Raw genomic sequence first — 24,632 nt, forward strand, 5'->3', positions numbered from 1 at the left:
CTACATCTTTGTTGGATTAACCCAAGTCATTTGAGCATCTGATGGTTCAATCCAAATAATAGATGGATTATTGACCGCACTTTGATGTGATGATGACATTGATCCTATTTTTGATTTTTGCTCATATCGTGGCTTAACCCATACCATTTCAGTTTCCTTTTGGGTAACCGGCATAAAATTGGCAATCGATTTATGGCTGTTATATCGCCCCTTTTGATAAGCGATGAATTGCTTTACCGACATTCCACGCTTCATCCCATTGCGTTGCATGTTGCGAATATCTTCAGGTGTAGAACACCCTAAGATAGCTCGATGTAAGCCGTCTAAGCCGATATTATGAGCTAAATAGAGATTCTCATCCGTTGGCTTAATCCCTCTTTCGGCAAACTGTTCTAGATGCCAGCGAGCATAAAGTGCGGTTGCAAGCGTATTAATATATCGGTTATGACGTGGATCTGTGCGAGTATTTCGATTTTTAGCCGTTATAGGACGCATCCCGATACGATATCCTTCAACCGTATTAGCAAGAGAATTCCAGGTTCTCACCGTAAATTGTCCGACCCCGGTTGCACCGGTCGGAGAAATATTCCCCTTCCAACCATTTTCAATTTTCACCAACCCACGTAACATTGCTTCACTAACTTGATAACGGCTTGCCGATTCTTTAATGTAACCATCAATTTCATGCCCAAACCCTTCGAATCCGGCTTGAGTAACCAAAGGCAAAAAAAGAAGGAAATAACCAAATTTTATTAATAAGCGAGATTTATCCACTGCCCTTCCCTATCAACGCCAAATGCAGCCGGCATTTTTCCTTTTGCGTATTTAGCCCAACTCAAATTGAGATCGTGATTTAACGTAATTTGACGTTTTTTCACCTTTTCAACATTGATATGATTTGCCAACGCCCAATCACGGATCTTGTTATCGTCTTTTTTACTATCTACAACGTAGATATCTACTTGCATATCGCCGGCATAATTTAGTAATTTCCTCATATCACTAACGCACGCTTTACAGTCATCAATACGGGTGAAGTAAATGATTCGATGAATATTGCCTGATTGAATCTGACTATCCCCCACTTTGAACGGTAAAATGTCAGGATATAATTCATTAAATACTCTTGTATAGGTGATTTGAAACGCGATTTCTTTTTCTGCGCGTTCAAATTCTTTACGAGCCAATAACCGCGCATAACGGACTCGTTCCTCCTCCGTATTCGCCTCAACACCAAGTGCTGTGAGTGGATCAATATTCGGAGTCCAAACACCTCGTGCCCCCTCTTTCATTAGCGTTTCATATTTCCGCCAATCCTGCTCGGTTAATCCCCATTCATTCCACTTATTTTCAATGGAGGGCGTGATTTGAGTTTGTTGTTGAGTTGATACATTTGATTGGGAAAGAACTTGCCTCGTTAAGCTTTCATTTTGAGAGACTGAATCTGCTAAAGCAGGGATACTCAATGAAAGTGAAATCAAGGAAAAGGAAAAACGGAGGAGATATTTAAAAGATTTCATAGTCGCACCAATAAACAAAATCATTGAGGCGACTATGCCAAAATGGAGAAAAAATCGTAATGAAAAATTCTATCGTGATTAAAAATAATTTACTTCATTCCTACGTCCGCTTCTACACGATCTCTAGGTTGAGAAGATACCGGAATGAAAGCACGTTTTTCAAAACAAACCTGACGTTGAGTATCATCAACAATCAGTTCAAATGCCTCACCAACAAGCATTTGTAATGCATCACGTAATCGCATTGAGCCAAATTTGTAATGAACTTTTGGTAAAGGTCGTCCGAATAATTGACGAACATCTCCATCTGCGGGGAAATGACATAAATTATATCCGGTATTATTTAAGGTCGTTTGCAATCCTTGGCGTACAGTTGCCGTATATTGTTTTTTCTTCACCGGTACATTGACATCAACTAACTGCTCCAAAAGATATTTTTGTCCCCCAATCGGTGCACTCGTCACAAGCGTATAGCGCCCGTAACGAATAACTTCAGGATATTCTTCATAAGTCGTATCTGTATAGATATCATCTCGAACTTTACGATAAGGATTAACTTTTTGAATTTTATTTTGCTCCAGTCCTTCTGCTCGTACTGTTGTATTATGAGTCGTCGTCGGAATATTTGTAGGCTGAGTAGTCGTTACCACAGGCTTTTCCGGCATTGGAATACCGGGAGAAAGCGCATTATCCTCCGTTACAACAGAGGCTTTTTTCGCACACCCGAAAAGCATCAATGTAGAAACAATAGCGAGTGTTAAAACCGTTTTTTTCATAGGCACCTCAAGTTTTATAAAATAAAAGAAACATCATTACTATGCAAAAAACAAGCATTCTTTTTAAGAAAAAAACAGAAAAAAGATTTAAACAATTAAAAAAGCATACCCAAAATAATCAGGTATGCTTTCACGTTTTATCAGGTTACCACCACGAATCATAGAAAATCGTCAAACCTTGCTTGAGTTTAGCTCTTGCCTGTCGGACAAAATTCAAATCCCGCTCACGTTCTAATTCCCTATCCTCAGGGTATTTTTCAATATGTTCGGGTACCGTAAAATCTACGCCTTTTTCAGGTAGATAAGACATGGCATAAGCATAGGCATCTAATCCCATATTCAATTTCCTCATAGTTAATGGGGAAATTCTCACGGGGAAAATTTCACCGCCGGGTTTAAAGTGAAAGGAAAAACAGGTTACGTATCCGTAACCTGTTTTTGATAGTTAAAATAAAGAAATATTTCTTCCCTTAATATCTTCAATCAAGTATTCAATAACACGACTAGAGACCCAAATTGCTACACTTGTGAGACCGAATGCTATGGATACTTTGGCGTAAAAAACTAGACTATGATCTTTTGTATATAACATAGTTATTACAATACATAATGATGAAGCAATACTAAGTAGTGCCACTATCAACATAGTCATATCAATATAGGGTAATATTTTTTTCATCATAAAAATTTCCTTATAGTTAAACTTAAAACAGCTTTCTAGGTATATACAAAGTACAACCTCCGGATTCCACGATATCAACAAATAAATACTGATATTTATCATAGAGTTTAACTAACGGATGTGTTCGATTTAATACACTACGGCAGATATAGGGCATACCCCAAAAATACCAAGGTATGGCTGAATCGTTCACATCGTATTTTTCAACTACATTGAACGCATCAACTGTGTCCAGGTAAGCAATATCTTGAGTGGATTTTTTTAATGCCACTGAGATATCAGTATTCAACCGATATAAGATATCAGCCCAATCTGATGAAGACTGAGTACGTTGATGAAGATAATCTCGCAAATCCATCAAATCAGCTGAATAGACACTCAATAGATAAATACTCTCTATCACGTCTTCATAAGTCGTACGGGATAAAGTGGGTAAAGGTAAATAAGTCGTTGTCATCTTGTTTCTCCAAAATAGAACGATAAAATTAGGGAGAAACATTCCCACCGGGAATATTTCCCCTGTGGGCTAAAAAATTATTAAGAATTACTCCGGTAATATTTTATTTTCTTGTGCATACTGCAAAGAAAATTTGCGTTTACTAATAATCTGTTCGACCTTAGCTTCAGGCAAACCGGCGTCTAATAATTCAGTTCGTAAATCCTCAATAGCTTGATTGAATCGTTGTCTAGCACGTTGAACACCTTCAACAATAAATTGAGCATTAAAATCATCTTTCAATTCATAAAACTGAATATTAGATGCACAAGAGGCAAACCACTCAAATCGAGCTGCAACATCTTGTAATGCTAAAGTTCCATGTGCTTGTTTTATACCAATTTCACTAAGATAAACCGTGCCTTGAATATTGGTAAACCCATATTGTTTCAAAACACGTTGAATATCGGCATAAGCATTGCGCCAACTTGAATTATGATAGCATCGTTCTAAACAATGCGTATCCATATCAAAAACGATAAGCGTACGATCCATAAGTATTCCATAAAGTTAAATCTAAGTTAGTTAATGAATTTCATTAAACCCATCAATACGCCAACTCCGGCAAGAATAAACCCTGCCATTTTGTACATCGCAGAGGTAAGGCGAACTTCAAGCTGAGACATATCATTTTTTAGCTCTGCTTTTAATTCTTTTAAATCCGCTTTAGTTACAAGTGGGCTTTGGCTTTGTTCTAGCGCCTCATCTAACGCATCAGCGATAGCCTCTGCCATTTCAGCAGATTGGTTGGCTTCTTGCAGTTTTTTTACAAAACGCAATTTGTCAAAACGAATGGTAGACACAGCATTCTCCATACAATTTCTCCTAAGGTTGGTTAATCATATCACAAGGAGAAATTACCCACGAAGGGAAAATTTTCCCCTGCGGGTAATGGAAAAGCATCCATTATTTTGGTGAAAAAAAGACCAACAAACCGTTGGTCTTTATCGTTGAATACTGATTATTGGTTTTCACCTTTATCAGCTGATTTAGCTTCTCGTTTATATTTAACTTCACCATCGATTTTAATCATATCGATTCGAATTAAACGTCCTTTTAGGGTTACGCCTACATCACCTTTTTTATGGTATTGCGTATCCTTTTTATAAGTAAAGGTATCCGTCCATATATCTGCGATGTTAAATGAAATCAGAACTTTTCTGTTTTCATCCCAGGCTTGCTCACAACGTTTAATCAAACTTTCAGCTTCTTTACCAACAACATTGGTGTCAAAATAACGATACTCCAAGTCATCGGAATCACCAACTAAAGCAGCGATACGACAAGCTAAAAAAGGTTTACCTTTTTTAGGATTGACCGTACGAATATCGCTTAAATAGCCAACGCCTGAAGTGTGTAAGTTAAAATAAGTTTTAGAATCAGTTTGAGTAGACATAATGTTTCTCCAGTATAAAAAAGCGGAGAAACATTCCTACCCAACACGGGAAAAATGTTTCCCGCCAAGGGTTAAGAAGTAATGATGAGTAAAATGAAACGTTCCCAATATGATTTATCATTGGAGCTCTTTTCAGAACGCTGAGAGACATTTATACCCCACTCATCAACGATGAGGTGTTGCTCTTTCAAGGGATGGCAACGTTTAAGTGCTATCGACGATAGCGGCTTAAAACTAGAATAGGGCTTTAATGTAGAACGTTTATCACAAAATAAACACGTTTAATTAAATATTGTGTTTAGATAATAAAATAGCCCCTAGTCAAACACACTAGGGGCTATATGGATGAAAAGATTTGATAAAGTCGGCTGTATAACACAAGCGTATAGTTGCATTATCCTCGTCAAAACATAACACAACAACATTCTTCTATTATCCGGTAACAAAGCAGCCTTTTACCGACACAACGCGCATTATTACAATGCAAAGGGCACTCAATGTTTCACCGGTGAGCTCCGGTTTGGATAAATACGCATTGCTGCAAGGACAAAAGCATACCTCACATACACTTTTGTCCTTACAACAACACAGGTAAAACTGCCATATCATATCGCAATGGTTTAATATGCATTCCCGTCTAAGACAGAGACCTTTTCAGAATGCTGAGGTGCATTTCAGTATTGATGACCGACAATACCACACGGGTTGATGCAAGGATTCTAACAAATATAAGAAATAACATCAAACTAGGATACGATTACTTTTCTCCCTCGTCTTTACACTTTTTCTTGCCCTACGTTGATTCGTAATATTTTCTACTCCATCACATTTAGGATACTGAGAACATCCCCAAAACGTTCCATTTTTTCCTTCCCTTTTCAGCATTGTAGAGCCACATTTCGGGCATTTTTTTATCTCAATATTCCCCAAAGAAATTCCTCTCGCAAGGCATTCTTTCATTAATTGACGAACAAATTGTTCTTGTCGCTGCATAAAAATTTCAAGTGAAAGGCTACGTTCGGCAATCTGATTTAAAGCTTGCTCCCAAAGTGCGGTTAACCCCGGATCTTTTAGCATCTGAGGGAGATTATCAATTAAACTGATCGCTTCTTCCGTCGCTAAAAGGGATTTTCCTTTTTTCTTTAAAAAACCTTTATCTATTAGCCCCTGGATAGTGCCTGCTCGTGTTGCTTCTGTTCCCAATCCTTCGGTTTCCCGCAATCGTTGCTTTAATCGCTCATCCGTCACAAATCGTGCCGCATTCTTCATTGCGGTCAATAAAGTCCCTTCCGTAAAGTGGTTTGGCGGTGAAGTTTGCAATGTTTTCATTTCCGTCTCTACTATCTGACAAATTTGTCCCTGCTTTAACGTAGGTAAAGATTGCTTACTCTCATCTTCTTCATCAAGCGTTTTGCCAAATAATATTTTCCAACCCGGCGTAATCAATACATTACCTCGTGCACTTAAGATATGTTGACCGCACTTTAAAATAACTTGGGTTTTATCCGTTTCACAAACAGGTAAAAATTGTGCTAAGTAACGACGGCGAATAAGATCATAAAGTTTAAATTCTTCCTCGGACATTTTACTTATATCCACTTTGGTCATCGTTGGGATAATACCGTGGTGTGCCGTGATTTTTTTATCATTCCAAGCGCGTGATTTTTGACTTAAATTTAATCTTGGGGCAATGGGCTGCAATCGAGAATCGGATTGCATTAGACATTGAACGACTTTAGGTGCTTCAGCGAGCTGAGATTCCGGCAAATAACCACAATCAGTACGCGGATAGGTCGTTGCTTTATAGGTTTCATAAAGCGATTGAGCAATATCCAACACTTTTTGTGCCCCTAACCCATAAAGGCGATTGGCTTCCGATTGTAGGTCACTTAATGCAAACAAAAGTGGTGCACTTTGCTTTTCCCGTTTTGTTTCAACTGACTCCACTTTTGCCTGTCCGATTTGACGAATATGCTGATTAACAGACTGTATCACTTGAGCGGATAAGCAAAGTCCGTCAGCATCACAATATTGTTCCGGAACCATATATTGTGCGGTAAACGCTTGTGTCCCATCAGAAACGTTGGCTTGTAATGTAAAATGCTGTTTCGGTATGAAATGCTTAATTTCACGATCACGATTAACCACTAAACCGAGTGTAGGGCTTTGCACCCGTCCTACACTTAAGGGTTTACCTTGGTACCCTTTTTGCTGTGCAAGCAAAGTAAAGAGACGAGAGAAATTCATTCCAATCAGCCAGTCCGCACGACTACGGGCAAGTCCTGCATAATAAAGCGGTAAGGTTTCTTCGTTATTTTTTAATGCCCCTAATGCTTTACGAATACTGGCATCATCTAGTGCTGATAACCAAAGGCGTTTTATTTGTCCTCGAAACTTAGCTAAATCAAGTAATTCACGCGCAATAGTTTCGCCTTCTCGGTCAATATCGGTAGCAATCACAACTAATCGTGCTTGTTTAATAAGTTTTATCACAATGTTATATTGTTTCTTCGTCTCTTTTTTAGGCGAAAGCCCCCACTGAGACGGAATGATTGGCAAAGTTTCAAATGCCCATTTTTTGAATGCGGGATCGTATTCTTCCGGATTAAACTGTTCAACTAAATGCCCCACACCCCACGTCACAAAAATCTGTCCATTCGGTGTAGATAAACAACCTTCTCCACGCTTTGTCGCACCTAACACTTTAGCAATATCATTTCCTTGAGAAGGTTTTTCACAGAGAAAGAGTTTCATTGTGCCCTCACTAAAAACTAAATTCACTTTCTTGACAGTTTATTTTTTGATCATTAGTATCAAAATTTAAATTGATTGTTATTACATCAAGTGAAGAAATTTCTAACAATTATTTATTATGTACGAAAAGGGATGAATTTATGCCAATACAAACTGCATATTGTGTTCAATTAGGAAGAGTCGTACCTATCACCGAAGCAAGAACGGAATACCTTAATCAGACAGAGTGGAAGCATTTTGATTTTTTATGTCCAACCGAAAGCTGTCGAGCAAAAGGAATAAAGTTAGCCGGTATCAATTATCAGATTCATCCCTCAGACAATCATCGTAATTCACCACATTATCGAACTTACCCGGGACAAAAGGATCTCCATTGCAGTGACTGCTATTTATCTTATGACTTAGAACAACAATTACCAGGAGAAACCACGGATGAATTCAAATTAAGAAAAGCACGAGCGAGGCTAAATGATTACATCGATGAATTTAATTTTATCCAAGCAGATGAATCAGCTGTTACAGTACGCAAAGATACCCAACCTACAAAAAATGCATCAACCTCTCGACAAGGAAAACAAGAAAAGAACACTGAAACACCTTATAGTCGATATGCCAAAACGACCCAACTAGTAAGATTAGTAGAATCTTACCTAGATAGTAAAAATAAGTTATCCGAGACCATGTTTAAAAAGCTCCCTCTTAAAGTAGAAGGTTCTAAAGTCAAATATTTGTATCAATATTTTTATGGAATAAAGAAAGGGATTGAATATAAGAAACACTGTGTTTATATGGGAAATGCCATTTTAAAGCAAACTGATAAAGGATTATCATTCCAATTCATTGAGACGGTTTGGAAAAATCAAAAACCTGCTGGATATAAGAGATTGCCAATCTACTTGCACATACCACGGAATATATTGGAATCATATCGTTATAAACGAGCTTTATTCGATCATATAGAAACAAATCCCTATCAGGAAAAACAATTTAAAATATTTTTCATTCCTAATGAAGAAGATATAGACTCAAAAACAGTAAATAAAGATGGAAAACAATATACATTTCACTCATTCAACATAAATGATCTCCGTTTATTTTGCTTATTCACTTACTCATATCTAAGCAAGAAAAAATGAGTCGAACATTTCGATTTCGAAAAATTTGGCTGAGGTGATGAATAAACCCATTTACATCAACGGTATCTATTACCGTTATAGAACCTTGGTTTGAACTAAAAGAATGCGGATAAAAGCAAATGTCATCACCTTCAGTCAATGTTAAGGTATAAACCACTTGATAGGATAATGTCATAAAATCCAAAGCATGAACAATAACCTTATCATAAAGGCGATACGTCCAGTAATTTAGCAATATATCTATTTGGGGTTCATTGTTGCAAGGTATAGTAGCTAGTATGGATTCAGATAATTGTTGTACATTTTCCTGATGAAGCGTATTCATAATAATACGTCCTAAGCATATATCTGTATCAAATAGCCATTCTTTTGATTTATTCATTTAACTCCCCCTTTTATAAGTTTTCCCCATCTTTCAGACAGGGACTATACTCATCCAAATTATCTAGGCTGTTACAAGTATTTTTGAGAGTTATTTAAATATTAATACAAGATATTATAAACAATAATAAAAAAAGCCCCTTTCATCGAGGGGCGAGAGTTGTCAAATGAGATGAGTGGTCAAGGGATTGACCGGTGGGATCGATCTCAATGGAAAAAATTATTGTTATAAAGTATGAGTATTATAAAAACTCGCTATCTAAACCAAAAGAGAAAAAACACAAAAATAATTTTTCAAAAAAAAGCTCCAACAAACGTTGGAGCAACAAGGAGAATCACCAGTTTATTATTTTATAGCTTTCAAAATATCTTTCTTCACTTCATTGACTACATCTTGTGTACCACGAACTTTCCAATACACTTTACTGTTTCTGCCATCTTTTTCAAGACTAATATCGAGGTAATACTGATTTTTATTGCCAAATGCTTGTGCCATGCGATAGTAAACGCCAGGATTGGTTTCATGAATAATGCCATCCTCTTCCATTTGCTGAATCTTCCATCTGCGTATATCCCCATAAGCACGCCCTAAATATTCATCTTTTGTAGGAAAATTAAATTCACGTTTTAATCGAACGTAGAGCGTATCAATATCACGCTTAGATACTGCCTCATCTTCAGTAGATTGAATAGTACTAATCCCCAGAGTTTTATTTAACTCCCCGGCAAACTCACCAACTTTATCATTAATTGCCGATAGCTCTGCACAACCTGAAATTAGCAGGGTAGAAACAAGAAATAAACTTTGTTTGATGTAACGCATGAAATTATCCTTACAATCCGGTTATTTAGGTTCATTTTTTACAAAAGCACGGCTAAAATCCACTTAAAACTCTTTTAAGTTTAAGGAGAAATTTATGGAGCTAACTAAATTTCCAAATCACTCAATCTTTATTGAGCAACCTATATATACGTTACAAAACCACCTAATTTTTGAGTTTCAAACCAAAGATAATCGTCTGGTATATATGAAACATCCTATCTTTCAATCACCTAATGATGAATTAAAGCTCGTTTTTGTCCAAGCTGAAAAATTTCTAAACATGTGGCAAAACATGCAATACCCACAAGAATATCACCTTAGTACTGGTAATGAAGAAGAATGGCGAAAGGATTACAAATTTCATCATGCTGAAAAAGGTTTTAGCATTGGACGTGAAAATCCCGTTCCGTTAGCAGAAGTAAGTTGCAAAGAATATATAAAAAGAACCCCGATTTATAAAAAGCATTTTTTATGGTTTAATAAATTAATCGGATATTCAGAAGAACATATTGCAGAATGTTCATTTATTAACGGCATTACCCGAACAATATGGCTACTTGCAAATGGAATAAAATTGTTTCCTGTCTATGTTTATAATCAAGAAAGTGCAATTTTGTTAGCTAAACACGCTGGTATAACGCCATTATCTTTTTACGATCTCACCGAATTAAATCTAGAGCTAGAGAAATTACTTAAAGGGAAAAATCTTTATGAGCCTCTATCTTGGCAATAGCGGAGGTTATTATTTGTTTGAGTTCATTTAACTCTGAATAGGGTAAATTAATGATTAAGGCTTGGAAAAGTTTCAAATTCTCATGGCAGGTTTTATCCTGCCTTATTGGTTGCAGAAGCGTAAAATTACTCATCACATTCAAGAGCTCATGTGCTTTTTCGATTTCATTGGAAAGCAATAAGTATCGAATACGGTTAGCTGTTGCAGATGCAATTTGGACAATATTAAATAAAAATTTTAAATCATTGCTACATTTCATCTTGTTCTCCAAATTTGGGGCTACTTAGTTAATAATGCCAGACCACGTAAGATTGTTCCCTGTAACTCAGAATGGAATATCATCATCAAATCCATCCATTGGAGGTTCATTCACCGGAGTTGGTTTACCATTACTAGGATTATGAGCAGATTGCTGTGTATTTTGATTTCGACTGCCCAACATCTGCAATACATCGCCTTGAATTTCTGTTGTATAATGATCTTGACCATTTTGGTCTTGCCATTTACGAGTGCGTAAACGCCCCTCAACATACACTTGGGAGCCTTTCTTCAAATATTCACCACAGATTTCGGCTTGGCGACGATAAAAAACAATACGGTGCCATTCGGTTATTTCTCGGCGTTCTCCGGTTGTTTTATCTGTCCAAGCTTCCGATGTTGCCACACTGATATTAGCAACAGCATCCCCATTTGGCATTGTGCGAATTTCAGGGTCATTACCTAAAAATCCGACAATAATTACTTTGTTTATACCTGCCATAAAAACTCCTTATTAAAAAATTATTCTTCCCAATTTTCCGCATAGATATGATTTCGAGTTTCAAGTTGATTTAATTGGTTAAGCACATCAATCGCTAGTCTTTTCTCATCGTTTTCATTGAAGGGAGATAACCACATACTTTCCATCAATACTGATACTAAAATGAATATTCACTTTTCCCATAACATTGGCCCCATATGTAATTAATAAATTGATAGAGATTGTGCATACATTATGGAGAATACTTAAGAGGAAATTCACTTGATAAATAAGAGAATTTTGAGCCGCTTATTTAGCCACACCGACTCTATGTGGTATATTGATATCTCCATTTTTATCTACCACAACAAAATAGGAGACTCAATATGTCAGAAAAAACGCGTATCACTTATGGTGAAGCAGTTATCGCAGCATCCAATCTTTTAACGATTAATTTAGGAGATGTAAATCCAAATAATTTAATAGATGAATGGAATAAACTCTCATATAAACAAGAAGATTTTATTGCTATGAAATTAAACGAGTTAGCAGAATCTATTTATGAAATCTGTAATAGATAGTATTTACGGTTTATTATCATCAGTTCCTACGGTGGGCCAAGCTTGTAGCTCGACCCATCTTTCAAAATGGAATTCATTCATCTTATTTATAATTTCTTTCGTCAATTGACGCTCTTGAGAAAAGTAAAAACCTTTTTTAGTGATTTCCTCTTCAACTTGATGACGAATTACCGGTTCCCCATCAACTTCTACCATAAATGTCATTTTTACATTAGCCATTATTTATTCTCTTTAACGTATAAATAGAACTTACAACGAATTAAATCTTCAATTAAAAGTGGAATTACTTTATTTGGGTCTTGTATCTGAGATAAATCCGTTTTGGGCGTATTCAGGGCGAAATAACAAAGAATATCCGTGTCGGAATACACCTCAAGTAAAGGGAGTAGCCATTTTTTAATGATGCCATATTTATTTCCCATCTGATAATAAGGCATCCAAATGACCTCTCTCAACAGTATTCCCATCTGACCTTTATTCAAATTGTATTGATGTCTAAAAACTTCAAAATCATTAACATTGTAATGAATGTTTTCTATCGGCGATTCATTTTTAATCATATACTGCCACAATATCTTTTGTTCATAAAAAATATGTTTTCTCAAACGATAACGTAGATATGAAAATCGTAAGCAGCGATAAATTACAGATAACATCTTTTACCTTAGTCGTCATGATTATGGTGCAAAAATACAAATATTAAAAAACCACAACAAGGTAAATTAAAATAGCGAATCAAAATGAATTATTAAAATAGTGAGATAACGATTGGGTAGAACTGCCATAAAGCAATCAATGTCGTGATAATTGAAATGAGAAAACTAATATTCCTAAATAGTTTATCTTTCAAATTGAATATCCAAATATCTTGAGCAAGTTGAAAGATGAGTTCATTAAGTTGAGGATTCATTGTAATAATCGCTCTAAGTTTAGAACGAATGCTATCAGGAAGATTAGATAAAAAACCTGTTTTTTGGTAAATACGTGTAACTTGTCTTAATAATTCAATCTTTTCCGGATATTGAAAACTGTCATCTTTCTCTAACTCAATGATAAGACGTTGCAGAATAAGGGATACACGCTCATATTTTAGTCTGAAAGAAAACGCATAACTATCTAAAGATTCATCATTAAGATATCCTTTTAGCAGCGAATTTTTGATAACCGCTTTAAAATCCTCAATTCTTTTTTGCTGCTTGTATTGTGAATATACAATAACAATGACAATACCAAAAACCTCAAAAGTCACTAGAGCTAATAACTTAAATTCGTCCATTTTTCATTTCCTTCTATCAATATGAATCATCAACTGTCATCGAGCCAATACGATAAGTAAAATGATAAATGAATGAAAGAAAGTTTTCTAACCTTTTCCTCGTCAAAGGTAAGGGACTTGCTCCCTTACCTTTAAAGGCCTTTTATTTAAACCATTACAAGCAGTGAATATCAAAGGTTTGCAAGCAGTAAGAAAAATGCCATACAAGCAATGAAAAAAGAGGGAGGATTACGTATTTTCCCCAGTTTGAAATAGCTCATCAACTTTATCCATTTTTTCAGCACATTCTGACAACTGGCGCATAATTGATGTCATAACAGAAACTTGCATATTAAGGACTAACCGCTCTTTTTCTATCTGCACCATAGAAGCTCTAACCTCGCGGGAATAACGCTTGTCACCGACAATATTTTCCCAGGCTTTTTGCCCGCTTTTACTATTTTCTAAATTGCGCCAACGTAAATAAGCTGCTCCGGCACTACTCCCTGAACCATCCTTATAAAGTAAAAGAGGAAGTGTGCCAACCAATGTATCTGTAATTTTTCGGACAAGTGTCGGGTAATTTGCCGTCATACCATCACGCGCTGTTCGAATCTGCGCCAATAACAGCTTAATTTCTTCCGGTGAAGACAACACACCGAAGAAATTTCGCATAAGTCCATTGATATTATGTTTAGCGGCGAGATCACGATACATTGCTTCAGGGATTAATGCATGAATTTTCATTGTGATATTTTACTCCTTCAGTAAAACTTCATCGTTATTGACCGCACTTGCGTGAATGTCCGGTGCAAAACGTGCTCGACGCGTTCCCTCTAAAATATCCTGCGGCAGTTCAAGTTTAAATCGTTGTCGCACTTCTTGATAACGAGCCGAATTATCTCGCACATCTTGACGGGTAATTCCACTATGTCGGTATGTCTCAATAACACCAAAACAACGACGTAATAAAATCGAACCAGCTTCAAGCCATTCACGCGCCTCAGATTTGGTTAATAACGCAATATAGGCTGCGGTCATCGTTGTTTTTGCCAGTGTATCAAACTCACAGAGTAAATAAATTAATTTGTATGCCAAAGGCGAATCCGCATAGATTTGGTAGATAGCCGGTTCAATATTACTACAACGTTGAATATCTATACCGTCAGGAAGTTGTTCGGCATGAATCTCCACTAAATCAGCAATGAGTTTTTTCATTTGCTCGGTATTATTGAGCACCATACTTTCAAATTCAGCGAGATAATAATCGGCATAAGGATCGTCATTTGCCGCATCTTTTTGTAACTGAGAAAGGAGTGATAAACAGCCCGGAACACTTAAAATACCGGGACGAACAACCTTTTTCCCCTCACGAACGACAGGGCGCCCTTGCCACATTCTGGTGGCATATTGGGAGTGTAATGTTAATGTAATCTCACTGCGAAGTGCACCAATTTGAGGTTGTTCCGGCTGTGGTGCATAAGCTGTATTTTCTGAAGTCATATGTTACCCCTTTTTTATATGTAAAAAGTATAATGTCTATTTTTCGTACTAACTGTCGCCAGTGGCGACATTTTGTCTATTTTTCGTACTAACTGTTGCCCCTGGCAACACTTTGTCTATTTTTTGTACTAACTGTCGCCAGTGGCGACACTTTGTCTATTTTTTGTACTAACTGTTTCCCCTGGAAACACTTTGTCTATTTTTCGTACTAACTGTTTCCCCTGGAAACACTTTGTCTATTTTTTGTACTAACTGTTTCCACTGGAAACACTTTGTCTATTTTTCGTACTAACTGTTTCCACTGGAAACACTTTGTCTATTTTTCGTACTAACTGTTTCCACTGGAAACACTTTGTCTATTTTTTGTACTAACTGTTTCCACTGGAAACACTTTGTCTATTTTTCGTACTAACTGTTTCCACTGGAAACACTTTGTCTATTTTTCGTACTAACTGTTGCCCCTGGCAACACTTTGTCTATTTTTCGTACTAACTGTTGCCCCTGGCAACACTTTGTCTATTTTTCGTACTAACTGTTGCCCCTGGCAACACTTTGTCTATTTTTCGTACTAACTGTTGCCCCTGGCAACACTTTGTCTATTTTTCGTACTAACTGTCGCCAGTGGCGACATTTTGTCTATTTTTTGTACTAACTGTTGCCCCTGGCAACACTTTGTCTATTTTTTGTACTAACTGTTTCCACTGGAAACACTTTGTCTATTTTTTGTACTAACTGTCGCCAGTGGCGACACTTTGTCTATTTTTTGTACTAACTGTTTCCCCTGGAAACACTTTGTCTATTTTTCGTACTAACTGTTTCCACTGGAAACACTTTGTCTATTTTTTGTACTAACTGTTTCCACTGGAAACACTTTGTCTATTTTTCGTACTAACTGTTTCCACTGGAAACACTTTGTCTATTTTTCGTACTAACTGTTTCCACTGGAAACACTTTGTCTATTTTTTGTACTAACTGTTTCCACTGGAAACACTTTGTCTATTTTTCGTACTAACTGTTTCCCCTGGAAACACTTTGTCTATTTTTCGTACTAACTGTTTCCACTGGAAACACTTTGTCTATTTTTTGTACTAACTGTCGCCAGTGGCGACACTTTGTCTATTTTTTGTACTAACTGTCGCCAGTGGCGACACTTTGTCTATTTTTTGTACTAACTGTTTCCCCTGGAAACACTTTGTCTATTTTTCGTACTAACTGTTTCCCCTGGAAACACTTTGTCTATTTTTCGTACTAACTGTTTCCACTGGAAACACTTTGTCTATTTTTTGTACTAACTGTAAACACTGTTTACATTTTGCCTATTTTTTGTACTAAATATGACTAAGCCTATCAAAGCAAGGTCTAATCTGTATCAGGCTATACACGCATTAAGCCTGCAAGTTTCCGAATCGCATCAAAATCCACGCCATCCTTTACTCCCGGAGCTTCCATTAAACCGGGTAATACCCGTTTAGCACCTTGTTTCAGTGTGCTATTTTCTGTAATTTGAGCTGTCTCAGCCTGACGATTTTTATTCAACCAATACGGTTTAAATTCCCCGCTATTAGCACGTTTTACCAAGTTAAATAAATAACCCGCCGGTTTTGCAACTTTGCCATCTTGAATGCGTTGTGTTGCTTCAAAGATGACGGCTTGTCGTGTTTCCTGATCTAACTTCATCATCTCATTCGCAATGGACTGTTTTTCCAATGTACTTAATTTGAATGGTGCCAATTCCGAATAAATTGATTCGATACGCATAGTACTAGTACTGTACTTAGTATTTATAGTACTAGTACTGTACTGTGTATTACCTGAGTTCCCTAATGGAACTAAGTCTAAAATCAATGACTTATCATCATTTTGGGGACTAAGTTCCCTATTGGAACTCAGTGAATTTTTACTGAGTTCCATTTCGGAACTCGGTGAATTGTTCATTTTTTGACTGAGTTCCGTTTTCGTTTTACTGAGTTCCCTATTGGAACCCAGCAATTTCTGCTGTGTTTTTTCGACTGCTTGCACCAAATTTTCCGGCAGTGTCGTCACTGCTGAATCATCACTTTGTTGTTGGGTAAACATGAGATAACGTTCGCGGATAATTCCAATATGCGAAACTAAATGCCATACGGTATCCGAGCTTTTTACCACTTCATCCACAATAGAAAGCGCAACATCACGCAATATGGGATCTTGGTGTTTTGTCATTTTTTCCACAAAACGGAGATAATCGTCATTAATAACTAAACTGTCTGCAATACTAAAGGGTTCATCATTCATTACATAGACATTACCCAATATTTGTCCGTGATGATTTCTTACGGTCTCGCATAACGTCAACCAACGCGTTAGGCGTAGTAACATAATTGTCTGACTGACAATTTTTCGGGATACCGGCTTTTGTTGATAACTTCTATCTGAAAGCCATAATGCTAAGGTTTCATAGGAAGGAAACATCGCCCCTTTAAACTGCATTGAATGCAATTTAATGAGTTGCCAAGCCGTCTTTGCCCTAGAGGTTAAATATTTATCCATCAGCAATCGCACCGGTACTGTCTCATGTCGATTGCCAACAAATAATAATCCTTGAAAGTCTTTATTTTCCGGCAACATTTTTTTGCTCCATCTTTTTTATCTAATTTTTCTATTGAGATATTGGAGGAATGTTATATACTTCATCCTATATTTCGTATGCTTTGGTGTCTCCATCTACCTTTATCATACGTTATGTACTTCGGCTCATATCTCGTATGCTTTGGTACCTCCATCTACCTTTAGCATACGTATATATCTAGCCTTGAGATATCAATAATTTCAAAAGCGAGTTTGTCAGACTCGCTTTTTTATTGGCGATCATTTACCTTCTTTTACCCAAGTTGAAACAAGACGCCAAACTTCAGTTAAACTTAATTCTGTTTCCTCTGCGATATGCATCAACAGATCAAGCCCCGCCATTGAATTTTCAATTTCATTGGTTTTAATGGTATGTTTATTTTCCTGCCACAGTTCCCATACCTTTAACTCATCTTGTTCATCAGCACTTCGCTTACGGCCAATATGTTCTTTGATCCCCAATAATTTTCGACGGGCAGAAACCTCTGAAGAACTCCAGCCGAATCGGTGGCGTAACATTTCCCCTGAAATACCTAAATTCAGTGCTCGGTCGATAATATTGCGTTCTTGTGAATTTACACGTACTGATTCAATCAGATTCCAAAATACCGAATGATTAATCTTAATCGAGGCAAATGAACTGCTACTGTCGCAGATCTCACAAATCTCTTCTGTCGTGAGGGCCATAATGGTAGCAAGTTCAGACTCATCAAAGCCTAACTGATAACAATAGTTCAGCTCTCCACGGCGAACATGGGCGATGATTTCTGAAATCAACGCTTGATTTAAATTGATATTAAGCATCTTGACCTCCGGTTTGTTGGGCGTTGATATAACGATATAAACGAATTAAACGGAATAAACGAACCAACATTAAATCAGGCATCGTATTACCGGTTAAATAATCCGAATTTAATAAGCTAATCTGCCGGGTAGCTTGAGATTCGGTTGCGAGTGCAGTTAATAAGTGGTAAACAAATAAGGTAAATTCAGGATATTCTTGCCCATCAAGAGGACGCATACGATAGCTATAATCAATGGGTTCATGGTGAACGTGTTCGACAAATGCACCAAGTCCTACTTCTTCGGCAATATCCAATGCGAGCGAATAGGCTTCCATTTTGTGCTTACGGTTCGGGTGAATTTTCCAAATATTGGTTACCGGTTGTTTACCACAATTTGAAAATTCCAATCCATTAAGCTCCGCCTCTTCTTGACGTTGTTTTTCAGGATTCACGCCCGGTGTCAAACCTAAATCACTAAAATGCTGCATAACAGCGGAAGAAACATCATCACCGGAAATGCCTAAATCCGGTAATGGCGAAAGCGGCGTAATATTTGGCACAGAAGGGGGATCATCAATATTCATTTGTGGTGAAATGGAAGGCGGAGTGGATGTTCCATCATTCTCAATGCTCTGATGTTGCTTGCCCAGTGCCAATGTTTTGGGTTCTTGATGCGTTGGTGTGAGTTCTTCCCGTTTAGATTGTAGCCCCCGCATTGTTTCCTCGACCCGAATTTCGCTCTCTTGAGTGCGTTGCAAAATGTCAGGTTGTTTTTCTACCAGCTTCTTGAACTTTTGTTCTGCCAGATCGATTTCAAATTTAAAGGTTTCATAAGGAACCTGATAACTAAATGCCTCGGTAATATTACCGATAAGTTGATCTTGAAAATCATTCAATACAAACTCATCAGGCTCTTCATCAAATCCGGTAAGCGAGCTCATCCAAACCATATCAAAATCCTTATGTACCGGGTATGCTTCCGCCTGTTTCTCCCAGGAAACCTGTGCATTACGACGAATAGTAAGCAGTTTTTCGATCTGAGGTTTCCCCATACCGTTTAACAACACATTCGGAATATGTGGATACAAATAGGTTAAACATTGCTCCATTTTGGCTATTAAGGAATATGAAATTGGATAGCCGTTTTCACCTAGCTTTTCAGCAAGCTTACGATGTGAAAAATATTCGCCATATTTTTTTTCATACAGACTTTTCACTTCTCGGATACCCAGGGCTTTCTCTATAAAAGAAAGATCACCCCGTACATCATTTTCAGCCAAATGACCAATCAAGATGTTAAGTTGTGAATTAATATCGTCCGCTTCACCCTGCCAAGGTTTAAAAATACATTCTATCGACCAAAAACGACGATCTCTGGTTTCTTTAAATAGCTCATTTAACGCCTGTAAACGGGTATTTCCGCCATCTAAAATCGTATAGAAATTATCGCCCGGACGTTGTGTCACGTTAGGGGCATGATCAAGTCCACGTGATTTAATCGATGCTTTGATGTCCTCATAAGCTGGATTTTTAGTACGGCGGGGATTCCCCTCATAAGGGCGTAACTGATCTAATGTAATCGTAATTAAACGATGACCGTTTGGTGTTTCGGTATCCGCAGAAACCGCCTGATATGGCTGCAATGATTGACTTTGCACCATTTTTTCGTATTCCGGCGAATTATTCATAATTGCCGGCCTGGATAATGCTGCCATCATTTTTTCTGCACGCGCTTTTTTATCTTTGGAAGGAACAAAAGGATTTTTCATACCTATAATCTCGCTAATCTTTCATAATCATCATTTGGAATATTCTCAAAAAGTGAAAACTCCCCTTTAAATTGGCTTAATACGGTACCAATCGGCCCGTTACGCTGCTTAGCGATAATGAGCTCCGCAATCCCGGGATTTTCAGTATTATCGTTATACACCTCATCCCTATAGATGAATAAAATCATATCGGCATCCTGCTCCAGTGATCCTGAATCACGCAAGTCCGATGAAATAGGACGCTTATCGGCACGCGTTTCTAAATTTCGATTTAACTGGGACAGGGCAATAATCGGGCAACCAATTTCTTTTGCTAACTGTTTTAGTTGAGTGGAAATACTACTGATTTCTAAATTTCGATTTTTCCCATCTTTATAAGCCGGGTCAGACATTAACTGTAAATAATCAATAATTATCACGGATGGCACACCGTATTTACGTACATTACGGCGTACTTTAGTGCGTAAAAGTTGTGGTGTAAGATAGCTGTTATCATCCAATAGCAAACGGTTTTTCCATTGATGTGCAATCATGCCAAATGCTTCAGCAATCCTTGACCATTCCATTTCATCAATTTGAATAGCTTGACGTATTTTTTGTAAAGGAACTCGTGCAAGTGCTGACAATAGACGTTGTATAATTTGTTCTGCTGGCATCTCAAGGCTGTAATACTGAACCGTGTTCTCTTTTTTCTGTTCAAGTGCCGCTTTCAAAAAAGTCAATGAAAGCGCGGTTTTCCCCATGGAAGGACGTGCGGCAAGCAAAATTAAATCGCCGGCTTGAGAACCTGTTGTATTAATATCAAGACGCTCAATACCAAATGAGGTGCCTGTGACGGGAGAAAGGTTATTTTTACTCTCTTCCATTCTCGTCACGACATGAGCTAATACCTCGGATAAATCCACATTTGTTTCGTTATCCGAACGGTTAAGTGTTAATTCGGTCAGGCGTTTCTCTGTATTAGAAATCAATTCATCAAGTGCATCTTGAGAATTGACTTTTCCTGTTTCTTTTTTCAGTAAATCACCTAAAGCGTAGAGTTGACGAGACTGGCTATCTGTTCGCACTATCTTGGCATAAGCTTCTACATTAATCGCACTCGGGGTTTTCTGTGTGATTTCAGCCAAATAAGCAAGCCCCCCACACTCTTCAAGCCAATTATGTTGTTTTAATGCATGCTCTACCGTTACCATATCCGCCGGTTCATTATTCATAAGCAACTTACCAATCACCGTAAACATCAAACGATGATGGCTGAGATAAAAATTATCCGCTGTCACAATCGCACTTAATTCATCCCATTTATTGTTATCGAGGAGCAATCCGCCGATAACGGATTGCTCTGCTTCAATATTACAAATCATTGAAGGTTGATTATTCATATTTCACCTCCAATTAAAGCGCTTGGAATTTATCAGTCCATTGCGGAAAAAGTGAAAGGCAGAGTTTGCGAATATTCTCTTTTTCATCTTTGTTATGACGATGAACAGGGAGAGCAAGACTGGCCGCTTCACGATAAGCAACACGCGCAGGAATAGCTAATTCAAGTAATTCCATATAGGTGTCATTGCTTTCAATAAAGAGCTTACGCAGACTTTCTACAACTGATTTAGCATCATTAGTTTTATCTAAACAGTTAATGACGGCTTTTAATTGCGGTAATTTGAACCCATGCTTGGTAAAGACTTGGAGTTGTTGATAAAGCCCCATCGTTCCACGAACAAATTCACGGGCGGAAAGCAGCTCAGGTTTGAGTGGAGAAATAACCAAATCACTTGCCAATACAGACATATCAACAGTGATTCCTTTTGTTCCTCTTGTATCAACCAAAATCAGATCATAGTTTTCTAAAGAACGGACAAGATCGTTGAAACGTAACATTCCATCAGGAGAATTACGCAAATGTGTCGTAATGGCATCCGTTGGATCGTTTGATTGAATAATATCGAGATTGGAGTATTCGGTTTTTGAAATGACCTGCTCAGGATTCGTATTGCTTTGAATCAGAAATTCAAAAAGCCCCTGTGGTGCAGTATAGTTTAAAGTATAGTAAGTAGATAAAGTCGGTTGAACATCCGTGTCAATCATCAATGTGCGCAAACCGCACTCTGCACAAAATGCCCCGATATTGGCGACATTCGTTGATTTAGTTACACCACCTTTAGTGGACATAACAGTGACAATAAATGCTGAATTTCGAGATAAATTTTCCATAGTCAAACTCTCTTGTCAAGAGCAAACTAATGAAAAGTCTAAGAGATGGTAATTAGAAGATAACATTGGTGGGTCGTGAAGGATTCGAACCTTCGACCAACGGATTAAAAGTCCGCTGCTCTACCGACTGAGCTAACGACCCAAGTATAGGATTTTAAAGGAGTTTTTTATAAAAATGGAATTCTATAAAATGGTGCCCGAAGCCAGACTTGAACTGGCACGCCTCGAAAGGCGAGGGATTTTAAATCCCTTGTGTCTACCGATTCCACCACTCGGGCACATAGACTAACTTACAACGTATTATATGGAGGCGTGTCCCGGAGTCGAACCGAGCTACATGGATTTGCAATCCAGTGCATAACCGCTTTGCTAACACGCCGTATTGGAGCGGGAAACGAGGCTCGAACTCGCGACCCCGACCTTGGCAAGGTCGTGCTCTACCAACTGAGCTATTCCCGCATTCGCTGTTAGTGGTGCGCATTTTACGGAAATTTGAAAAGCTGTCAATCGCAGATTTAAAAAAAAATATTAACCGTTTAAAAAAACTGCACTTCGTCTAAATTATTGGCAATAAATGATGAAAAAATGAAATTTCCTTCTATTTTTAATTTCCTCTTTTATCAATTTGGGCTTTATGCCAAAATGCTTGGCATTCTTCAATAAAAAGTGCGGTCACTTTTTTCGTTATTTTTAGAGGCAATTATGACAACACAACAATACGCAATCGACACCCTACTTGCTCAAGCCGGTAATCGCAGCGATGAACGTACCGGGGCGGTATCAACCCCTATTTTTCTTTCTACGGCTTATGGTCACCGCGGTATTGGTGAAAGTACGGGATTTGATTACATCCGTACAAAAAATCCAACCCGTACCGTGTTGGAAGATACCATCGCACAATTAGAAAACGGTGATCGTGGTTTTGCCTTCTCATCAGGTATGGCGGCAATTCAGGTGTTAATGACTCTTTTCCGTTCACCGGATGAATGGATCGTTTCAAGCGATGTATATGGTGGTACTTACCGTCTTTTGGATTTTTCTTATAAAAATAACAATAGTGTGAAACCTGTTTATGTTAATACGGCTTCAGTAACCGATATTGAAGCGGCAATCACACCAAATACGAAAGCAATCTTTATTGAAACTCCTTCCAATCCGTTAATGGAAGAATGCGATATCACAGAAATCGCTAAATTAGCCAAAAAACATCATTTGATGTTAATTGTCGATAATACTTTCTTAACTCCTGTACTTTCCCGCCCATTAGATTTAGGTGCCGATATTGTAATTCACAGCGGCACAAAATATATCGCCGGCCATAATGATGCGTTAGTCGGTTTGATTGTAGCGAAAGGTCAGGAACTTTGCGATCGCATTGCTTACATTCAAAATGGCGCGGGTGCGGTACTTTCCCCATTTGATTCTTGGCTAACCATTCGTGGTATGAAAACCCTCTCTTTACGTATGAAACGCCATCAAGAAAACGCAAAAACGATTGCCGAATTTTTAAAAGCACAACCGCAAGTAGATTCCGTGCTTTACCCGAATAAAGGCGGAATGCTTTCTTTCCGTTTAAAAAATGAAGCCTGGATAAATACCTTCTTGAAATCTATAAAACTCATCACCTTTGCAGAAAGCCTTGGTGGCACGGAAAGTTTTATCACTTATCCGGCAACACAAACTCATATGGATATTCCGGAAGCCGAACGCGTGGCACGGGGTATCACGAATACATTACTGCGTTTCTCTGTAGGGATTGAAGATGTAGAAGACATTAAAGCAGATTTACTCCAAGCCTTTGCCAACTTAAAATAAGCCTTAGTAAATTTTGAGAGCTATACTTTACGCTTTTAGTTTTAAACAATTAAATCAATAACTGTACTTTTAAATAACTCGTGCTATTCTGACCGCACTTGTAATTTAACTAAATGCCTCTATATAAAGGCAACATTCACAAAGAAAGGAAATAAAAATGAGTCAAGTATTACATACTACCGATGCAACATTTGAAGCAGACGTATTACATTCGAATCTCCCTGTATTAGTCGATTTTTGGGCGCCATGGTGCGGCCCTTGCAAAATGGTTGGTCCACTATTAGATGAGCTTGCACCGGAATTTGACGGTAAAGCGAAAATCGTGAAAATCAACGTAGATGAAAACCAAGCTGTGGCAGCGCAATACGGCGTACGCAGCATTCCAACATTACTTCTTATCAAAAATGGAGAAGTGGTTGGCACACAAGTAGGCGCATTACCGAAAGGTCAATTAGCGGCTTTTATTAATCAACACCTTTAATAGTTTAAAAATCCTCTCATTTATTTATGAGAGGATTTTTTATTTCCCCCTTCCAGCCTCAAATATCTTCTAATTTATCCACATTTTCTGTGATATTACTCACAAATTTGACAAATCCTCATTTACTTCTTATTAAAATAGACTTAACTTTGTTTACAAAGTTGCAACATAAGTACCAGAAAGAGG

General features: G+C 37.7%; 29 protein-coding genes and 4 tRNA genes. 5 read left to right on the forward strand and 28 right to left on the reverse strand.

Annotation, left to right across the window (positions count from 1 at the left end; translation table 11 throughout):
• The 10 genes from IHV77_RS01670 to IHV77_RS01715 form a co-directional block, all read right to left on the reverse strand.
• The gene (locus IHV77_RS01670) at positions 1 to 774 is read right to left on the reverse strand and encodes a transglycosylase SLT domain-containing protein (RefSeq protein WP_194812437.1); all 774 of its coding nucleotides are present in this window, start codon (positions 772 to 774) and stop codon (positions 1 to 3) included.
• Complete coding sequence (locus tag IHV77_RS01675) at positions 753 to 1,520, reverse strand: TIGR03759 family integrating conjugative element protein (protein ID WP_194812438.1); 768 nt, start codon at positions 1,518 to 1,520, stop codon at positions 753 to 755. The genes IHV77_RS01670 and IHV77_RS01675 overlap by 22 nt, the downstream gene beginning before the upstream one ends.
• Positions 1,521 to 1,609: 89 nt before the next feature.
• Entirely contained in the window at positions 1,610 to 2,296 is a 687-nt protein-coding gene (pilL2, locus tag IHV77_RS01680) for a PFGI-1 class ICE element type IV pilus protein PilL2 (RefSeq protein ID WP_194812439.1), read from the reverse strand.
• A gap of 145 nt (positions 2,297 to 2,441) precedes the next feature.
• Positions 2,442 to 2,633, reverse strand: a complete 192-nt coding sequence (locus IHV77_RS01685; protein ID WP_194812440.1) for a hypothetical protein — start codon at positions 2,631 to 2,633, stop codon at positions 2,442 to 2,444.
• Positions 2,634 to 2,741: 108 nt separating this feature from the next.
• On the reverse strand, positions 2,742 to 2,978 hold the full coding sequence (locus IHV77_RS01690; RefSeq protein WP_194812441.1) for a hypothetical protein: 237 nt from the start codon (positions 2,976 to 2,978) through the stop codon (positions 2,742 to 2,744).
• Positions 2,979 to 3,000: 22 nt separating this feature from the next.
• Positions 3,001 to 3,435 (reverse strand): hypothetical protein, encoded by a 435-nt coding sequence (locus IHV77_RS01695; protein WP_194812442.1) that lies wholly within the window; start codon positions 3,433 to 3,435, stop codon positions 3,001 to 3,003.
• Positions 3,436 to 3,522: 87 nt separating this feature from the next.
• Positions 3,523 to 3,969 (reverse strand): virulence factor, encoded by a 447-nt coding sequence (locus IHV77_RS01700; protein ID WP_194812443.1) that lies wholly within the window; start codon positions 3,967 to 3,969, stop codon positions 3,523 to 3,525.
• A gap of 26 nt (positions 3,970 to 3,995) precedes the next feature.
• Entirely contained in the window at positions 3,996 to 4,289 is a 294-nt protein-coding gene (locus IHV77_RS01705; protein WP_194812444.1) for a CCDC90 family protein, read from the reverse strand.
• A 146-nt stretch (positions 4,290 to 4,435) separates the two neighbouring features.
• Positions 4,436 to 4,870, reverse strand: coding sequence for an STY4534 family ICE replication protein (locus tag IHV77_RS01710; RefSeq protein WP_194812445.1), 435 nt, complete (start codon positions 4,868 to 4,870; stop codon positions 4,436 to 4,438).
• A 741-nt stretch (positions 4,871 to 5,611) separates the two neighbouring features.
• Positions 5,612 to 7,624: a DNA topoisomerase III gene (locus tag IHV77_RS01715; protein WP_194812446.1), complete on the reverse strand. Its 2,013-nt coding sequence runs from the start codon at positions 7,622 to 7,624 to the stop codon at positions 5,612 to 5,614.
• A gap of 140 nt (positions 7,625 to 7,764) precedes the next feature.
• Between IHV77_RS01715 and IHV77_RS01720 the strand changes: the two genes are divergently transcribed.
• Entirely contained in the window at positions 7,765 to 8,760 is a 996-nt protein-coding gene (locus IHV77_RS01720) for a hypothetical protein (RefSeq protein WP_194812447.1), read from the forward strand.
• Here IHV77_RS01720 and IHV77_RS01725 read toward each other — a convergent pair.
• Both IHV77_RS01725 and IHV77_RS01730 read right to left on the reverse strand, forming a co-directional pair.
• Positions 8,729 to 9,142 carry a hypothetical protein gene (locus IHV77_RS01725; RefSeq protein WP_194812448.1) on the reverse strand — a complete coding sequence of 138 codons (414 nt, stop codon included), beginning with the start codon at positions 9,140 to 9,142 and terminating at the stop codon, positions 8,729 to 8,731. The genes IHV77_RS01720 and IHV77_RS01725 overlap by 32 nt on opposite strands.
• 345 nt (positions 9,143 to 9,487) lie before the next feature.
• The gene (locus tag IHV77_RS01730) at positions 9,488 to 9,964 is read right to left on the reverse strand and encodes a hypothetical protein (protein ID WP_194812449.1); all 477 of its coding nucleotides are present in this window, start codon (positions 9,962 to 9,964) and stop codon (positions 9,488 to 9,490) included.
• A 94-nt stretch (positions 9,965 to 10,058) separates the two neighbouring features.
• On the opposite strand from IHV77_RS01730, the gene IHV77_RS01735 reads away from it, so the two are divergent.
• Positions 10,059 to 10,697 (forward strand): plasmid fertility inhibition factor family protein, encoded by a 639-nt coding sequence (locus IHV77_RS01735; protein WP_194812450.1) that lies wholly within the window; start codon positions 10,059 to 10,061, stop codon positions 10,695 to 10,697.
• Here IHV77_RS01735 and IHV77_RS01740 read toward each other — a convergent pair.
• Together IHV77_RS01740 and IHV77_RS01745 are read right to left on the reverse strand one after the other, a co-directional pair.
• A complete protein-coding gene (locus IHV77_RS01740) occupies positions 10,657 to 10,956 on the reverse strand; it encodes a hypothetical protein (protein WP_194812451.1) in 300 nt (99 codons plus the stop codon). The two genes, IHV77_RS01735 and IHV77_RS01740, sit on opposite strands and share 41 nt — an antisense overlap.
• A 66-nt stretch (positions 10,957 to 11,022) precedes the next feature.
• Positions 11,023 to 11,457: a single-stranded DNA-binding protein gene (locus tag IHV77_RS01745; protein WP_194812452.1), complete on the reverse strand. Its 435-nt coding sequence runs from the start codon at positions 11,455 to 11,457 to the stop codon at positions 11,023 to 11,025.
• Positions 11,458 to 11,822: 365 nt separating this feature from the next.
• Between IHV77_RS01745 and IHV77_RS01750 the strand changes: the two genes are divergently transcribed.
• Positions 11,823 to 12,017, forward strand: coding sequence for a hypothetical protein (locus tag IHV77_RS01750; RefSeq protein ID WP_194812453.1), 195 nt, complete (start codon positions 11,823 to 11,825; stop codon positions 12,015 to 12,017).
• Positions 12,018 to 12,020: 3 nt separating this feature from the next.
• On the opposite strand, the gene IHV77_RS01755 is transcribed toward IHV77_RS01750, so the two are convergent.
• From IHV77_RS01755 to IHV77_RS01820, 14 genes are all read right to left on the reverse strand, one after another.
• A complete protein-coding gene (locus tag IHV77_RS01755; RefSeq protein ID WP_194812454.1) occupies positions 12,021 to 12,236 on the reverse strand; it encodes a hypothetical protein in 216 nt (71 codons plus the stop codon).
• Positions 12,236 to 12,622 (reverse strand): hypothetical protein, encoded by a 387-nt coding sequence (locus IHV77_RS01760; protein WP_194812455.1) that lies wholly within the window; start codon positions 12,620 to 12,622, stop codon positions 12,236 to 12,238. The genes IHV77_RS01755 and IHV77_RS01760 overlap by 1 nt, the downstream gene beginning before the upstream one ends.
• Positions 12,623 to 12,765: 143 nt before the next feature.
• A complete protein-coding gene (locus IHV77_RS01765; protein WP_194812456.1) occupies positions 12,766 to 13,293 on the reverse strand; it encodes a hypothetical protein in 528 nt (175 codons plus the stop codon).
• A 228-nt stretch (positions 13,294 to 13,521) separates the two neighbouring features.
• Entirely contained in the window at positions 13,522 to 14,019 is a 498-nt protein-coding gene (locus IHV77_RS01770; RefSeq protein WP_194812457.1) for a DUF3158 family protein, read from the reverse strand.
• A 9-nt stretch (positions 14,020 to 14,028) separates the two neighbouring features.
• Positions 14,029 to 14,775 (reverse strand): PFL_4669 family integrating conjugative element protein, encoded by a 747-nt coding sequence (locus IHV77_RS01775; protein WP_194812458.1) that lies wholly within the window; start codon positions 14,773 to 14,775, stop codon positions 14,029 to 14,031.
• Between the two features lie 1,374 nt (positions 14,776 to 16,149).
• Positions 16,150 to 17,382, reverse strand: a complete 1,233-nt coding sequence (locus tag IHV77_RS01780) for an STY4528 family pathogenicity island replication protein (RefSeq protein WP_194812459.1) — start codon at positions 17,380 to 17,382, stop codon at positions 16,150 to 16,152.
• 240 nt (positions 17,383 to 17,622) lie between these two features.
• Positions 17,623 to 18,186 (reverse strand): DUF2857 domain-containing protein, encoded by a 564-nt coding sequence (locus IHV77_RS01785; protein ID WP_194812460.1) that lies wholly within the window; start codon positions 18,184 to 18,186, stop codon positions 17,623 to 17,625.
• Entirely contained in the window at positions 18,179 to 19,936 is a 1,758-nt protein-coding gene (locus IHV77_RS01790) for a ParB family protein (RefSeq protein WP_194812461.1), read from the reverse strand. The genes IHV77_RS01785 and IHV77_RS01790 overlap by 8 nt, the downstream gene beginning before the upstream one ends.
• A gap of 2 nt (positions 19,937 to 19,938) precedes the next feature.
• Complete coding sequence (gene dnaB / locus IHV77_RS01795) at positions 19,939 to 21,318, reverse strand: replicative DNA helicase (protein ID WP_194812462.1); 1,380 nt, start codon at positions 21,316 to 21,318, stop codon at positions 19,939 to 19,941.
• Between the two features lie 13 nt (positions 21,319 to 21,331).
• The gene (locus IHV77_RS01800) at positions 21,332 to 22,150 is read right to left on the reverse strand and encodes a ParA family protein (RefSeq protein WP_194812463.1); all 819 of its coding nucleotides are present in this window, start codon (positions 22,148 to 22,150) and stop codon (positions 21,332 to 21,334) included.
• Positions 22,151 to 22,216: 66 nt separating this feature from the next.
• A tRNA-Lys gene (locus tag IHV77_RS01805) sits at positions 22,217 to 22,292 on the reverse strand.
• A 49-nt stretch (positions 22,293 to 22,341) separates the two neighbouring features.
• Positions 22,342 to 22,428, reverse strand: a tRNA-Leu gene (locus IHV77_RS01810).
• 27 nt (positions 22,429 to 22,455) lie between these two features.
• Positions 22,456 to 22,529 (reverse strand) — tRNA-Cys (locus tag IHV77_RS01815).
• Between the two features lie 4 nt (positions 22,530 to 22,533).
• Positions 22,534 to 22,609, reverse strand: a tRNA-Gly gene (locus IHV77_RS01820).
• Between the two features lie 243 nt (positions 22,610 to 22,852).
• Between IHV77_RS01820 and IHV77_RS01825 the strand changes: the two genes are divergently transcribed.
• Both IHV77_RS01825 and trxA read left to right on the forward strand, forming a co-directional pair.
• On the forward strand, positions 22,853 to 23,965 hold the full coding sequence (locus IHV77_RS01825; protein WP_194812464.1) for a methionine biosynthesis PLP-dependent protein: 1,113 nt from the start codon (positions 22,853 to 22,855) through the stop codon (positions 23,963 to 23,965).
• 157 nt (positions 23,966 to 24,122) lie between these two features.
• The gene (trxA, locus tag IHV77_RS01830; protein WP_194812465.1) at positions 24,123 to 24,446 is read left to right on the forward strand and encodes a thioredoxin; all 324 of its coding nucleotides are present in this window, start codon (positions 24,123 to 24,125) and stop codon (positions 24,444 to 24,446) included.
• Positions 24,447 to 24,632 lie beyond the last annotated feature (186 nt).

The organism is Rodentibacter haemolyticus, assembly GCF_015356115.1.
Classification (GTDB): domain Bacteria; phylum Pseudomonadota; class Gammaproteobacteria; order Enterobacterales; family Pasteurellaceae; genus Rodentibacter; species Rodentibacter haemolyticus.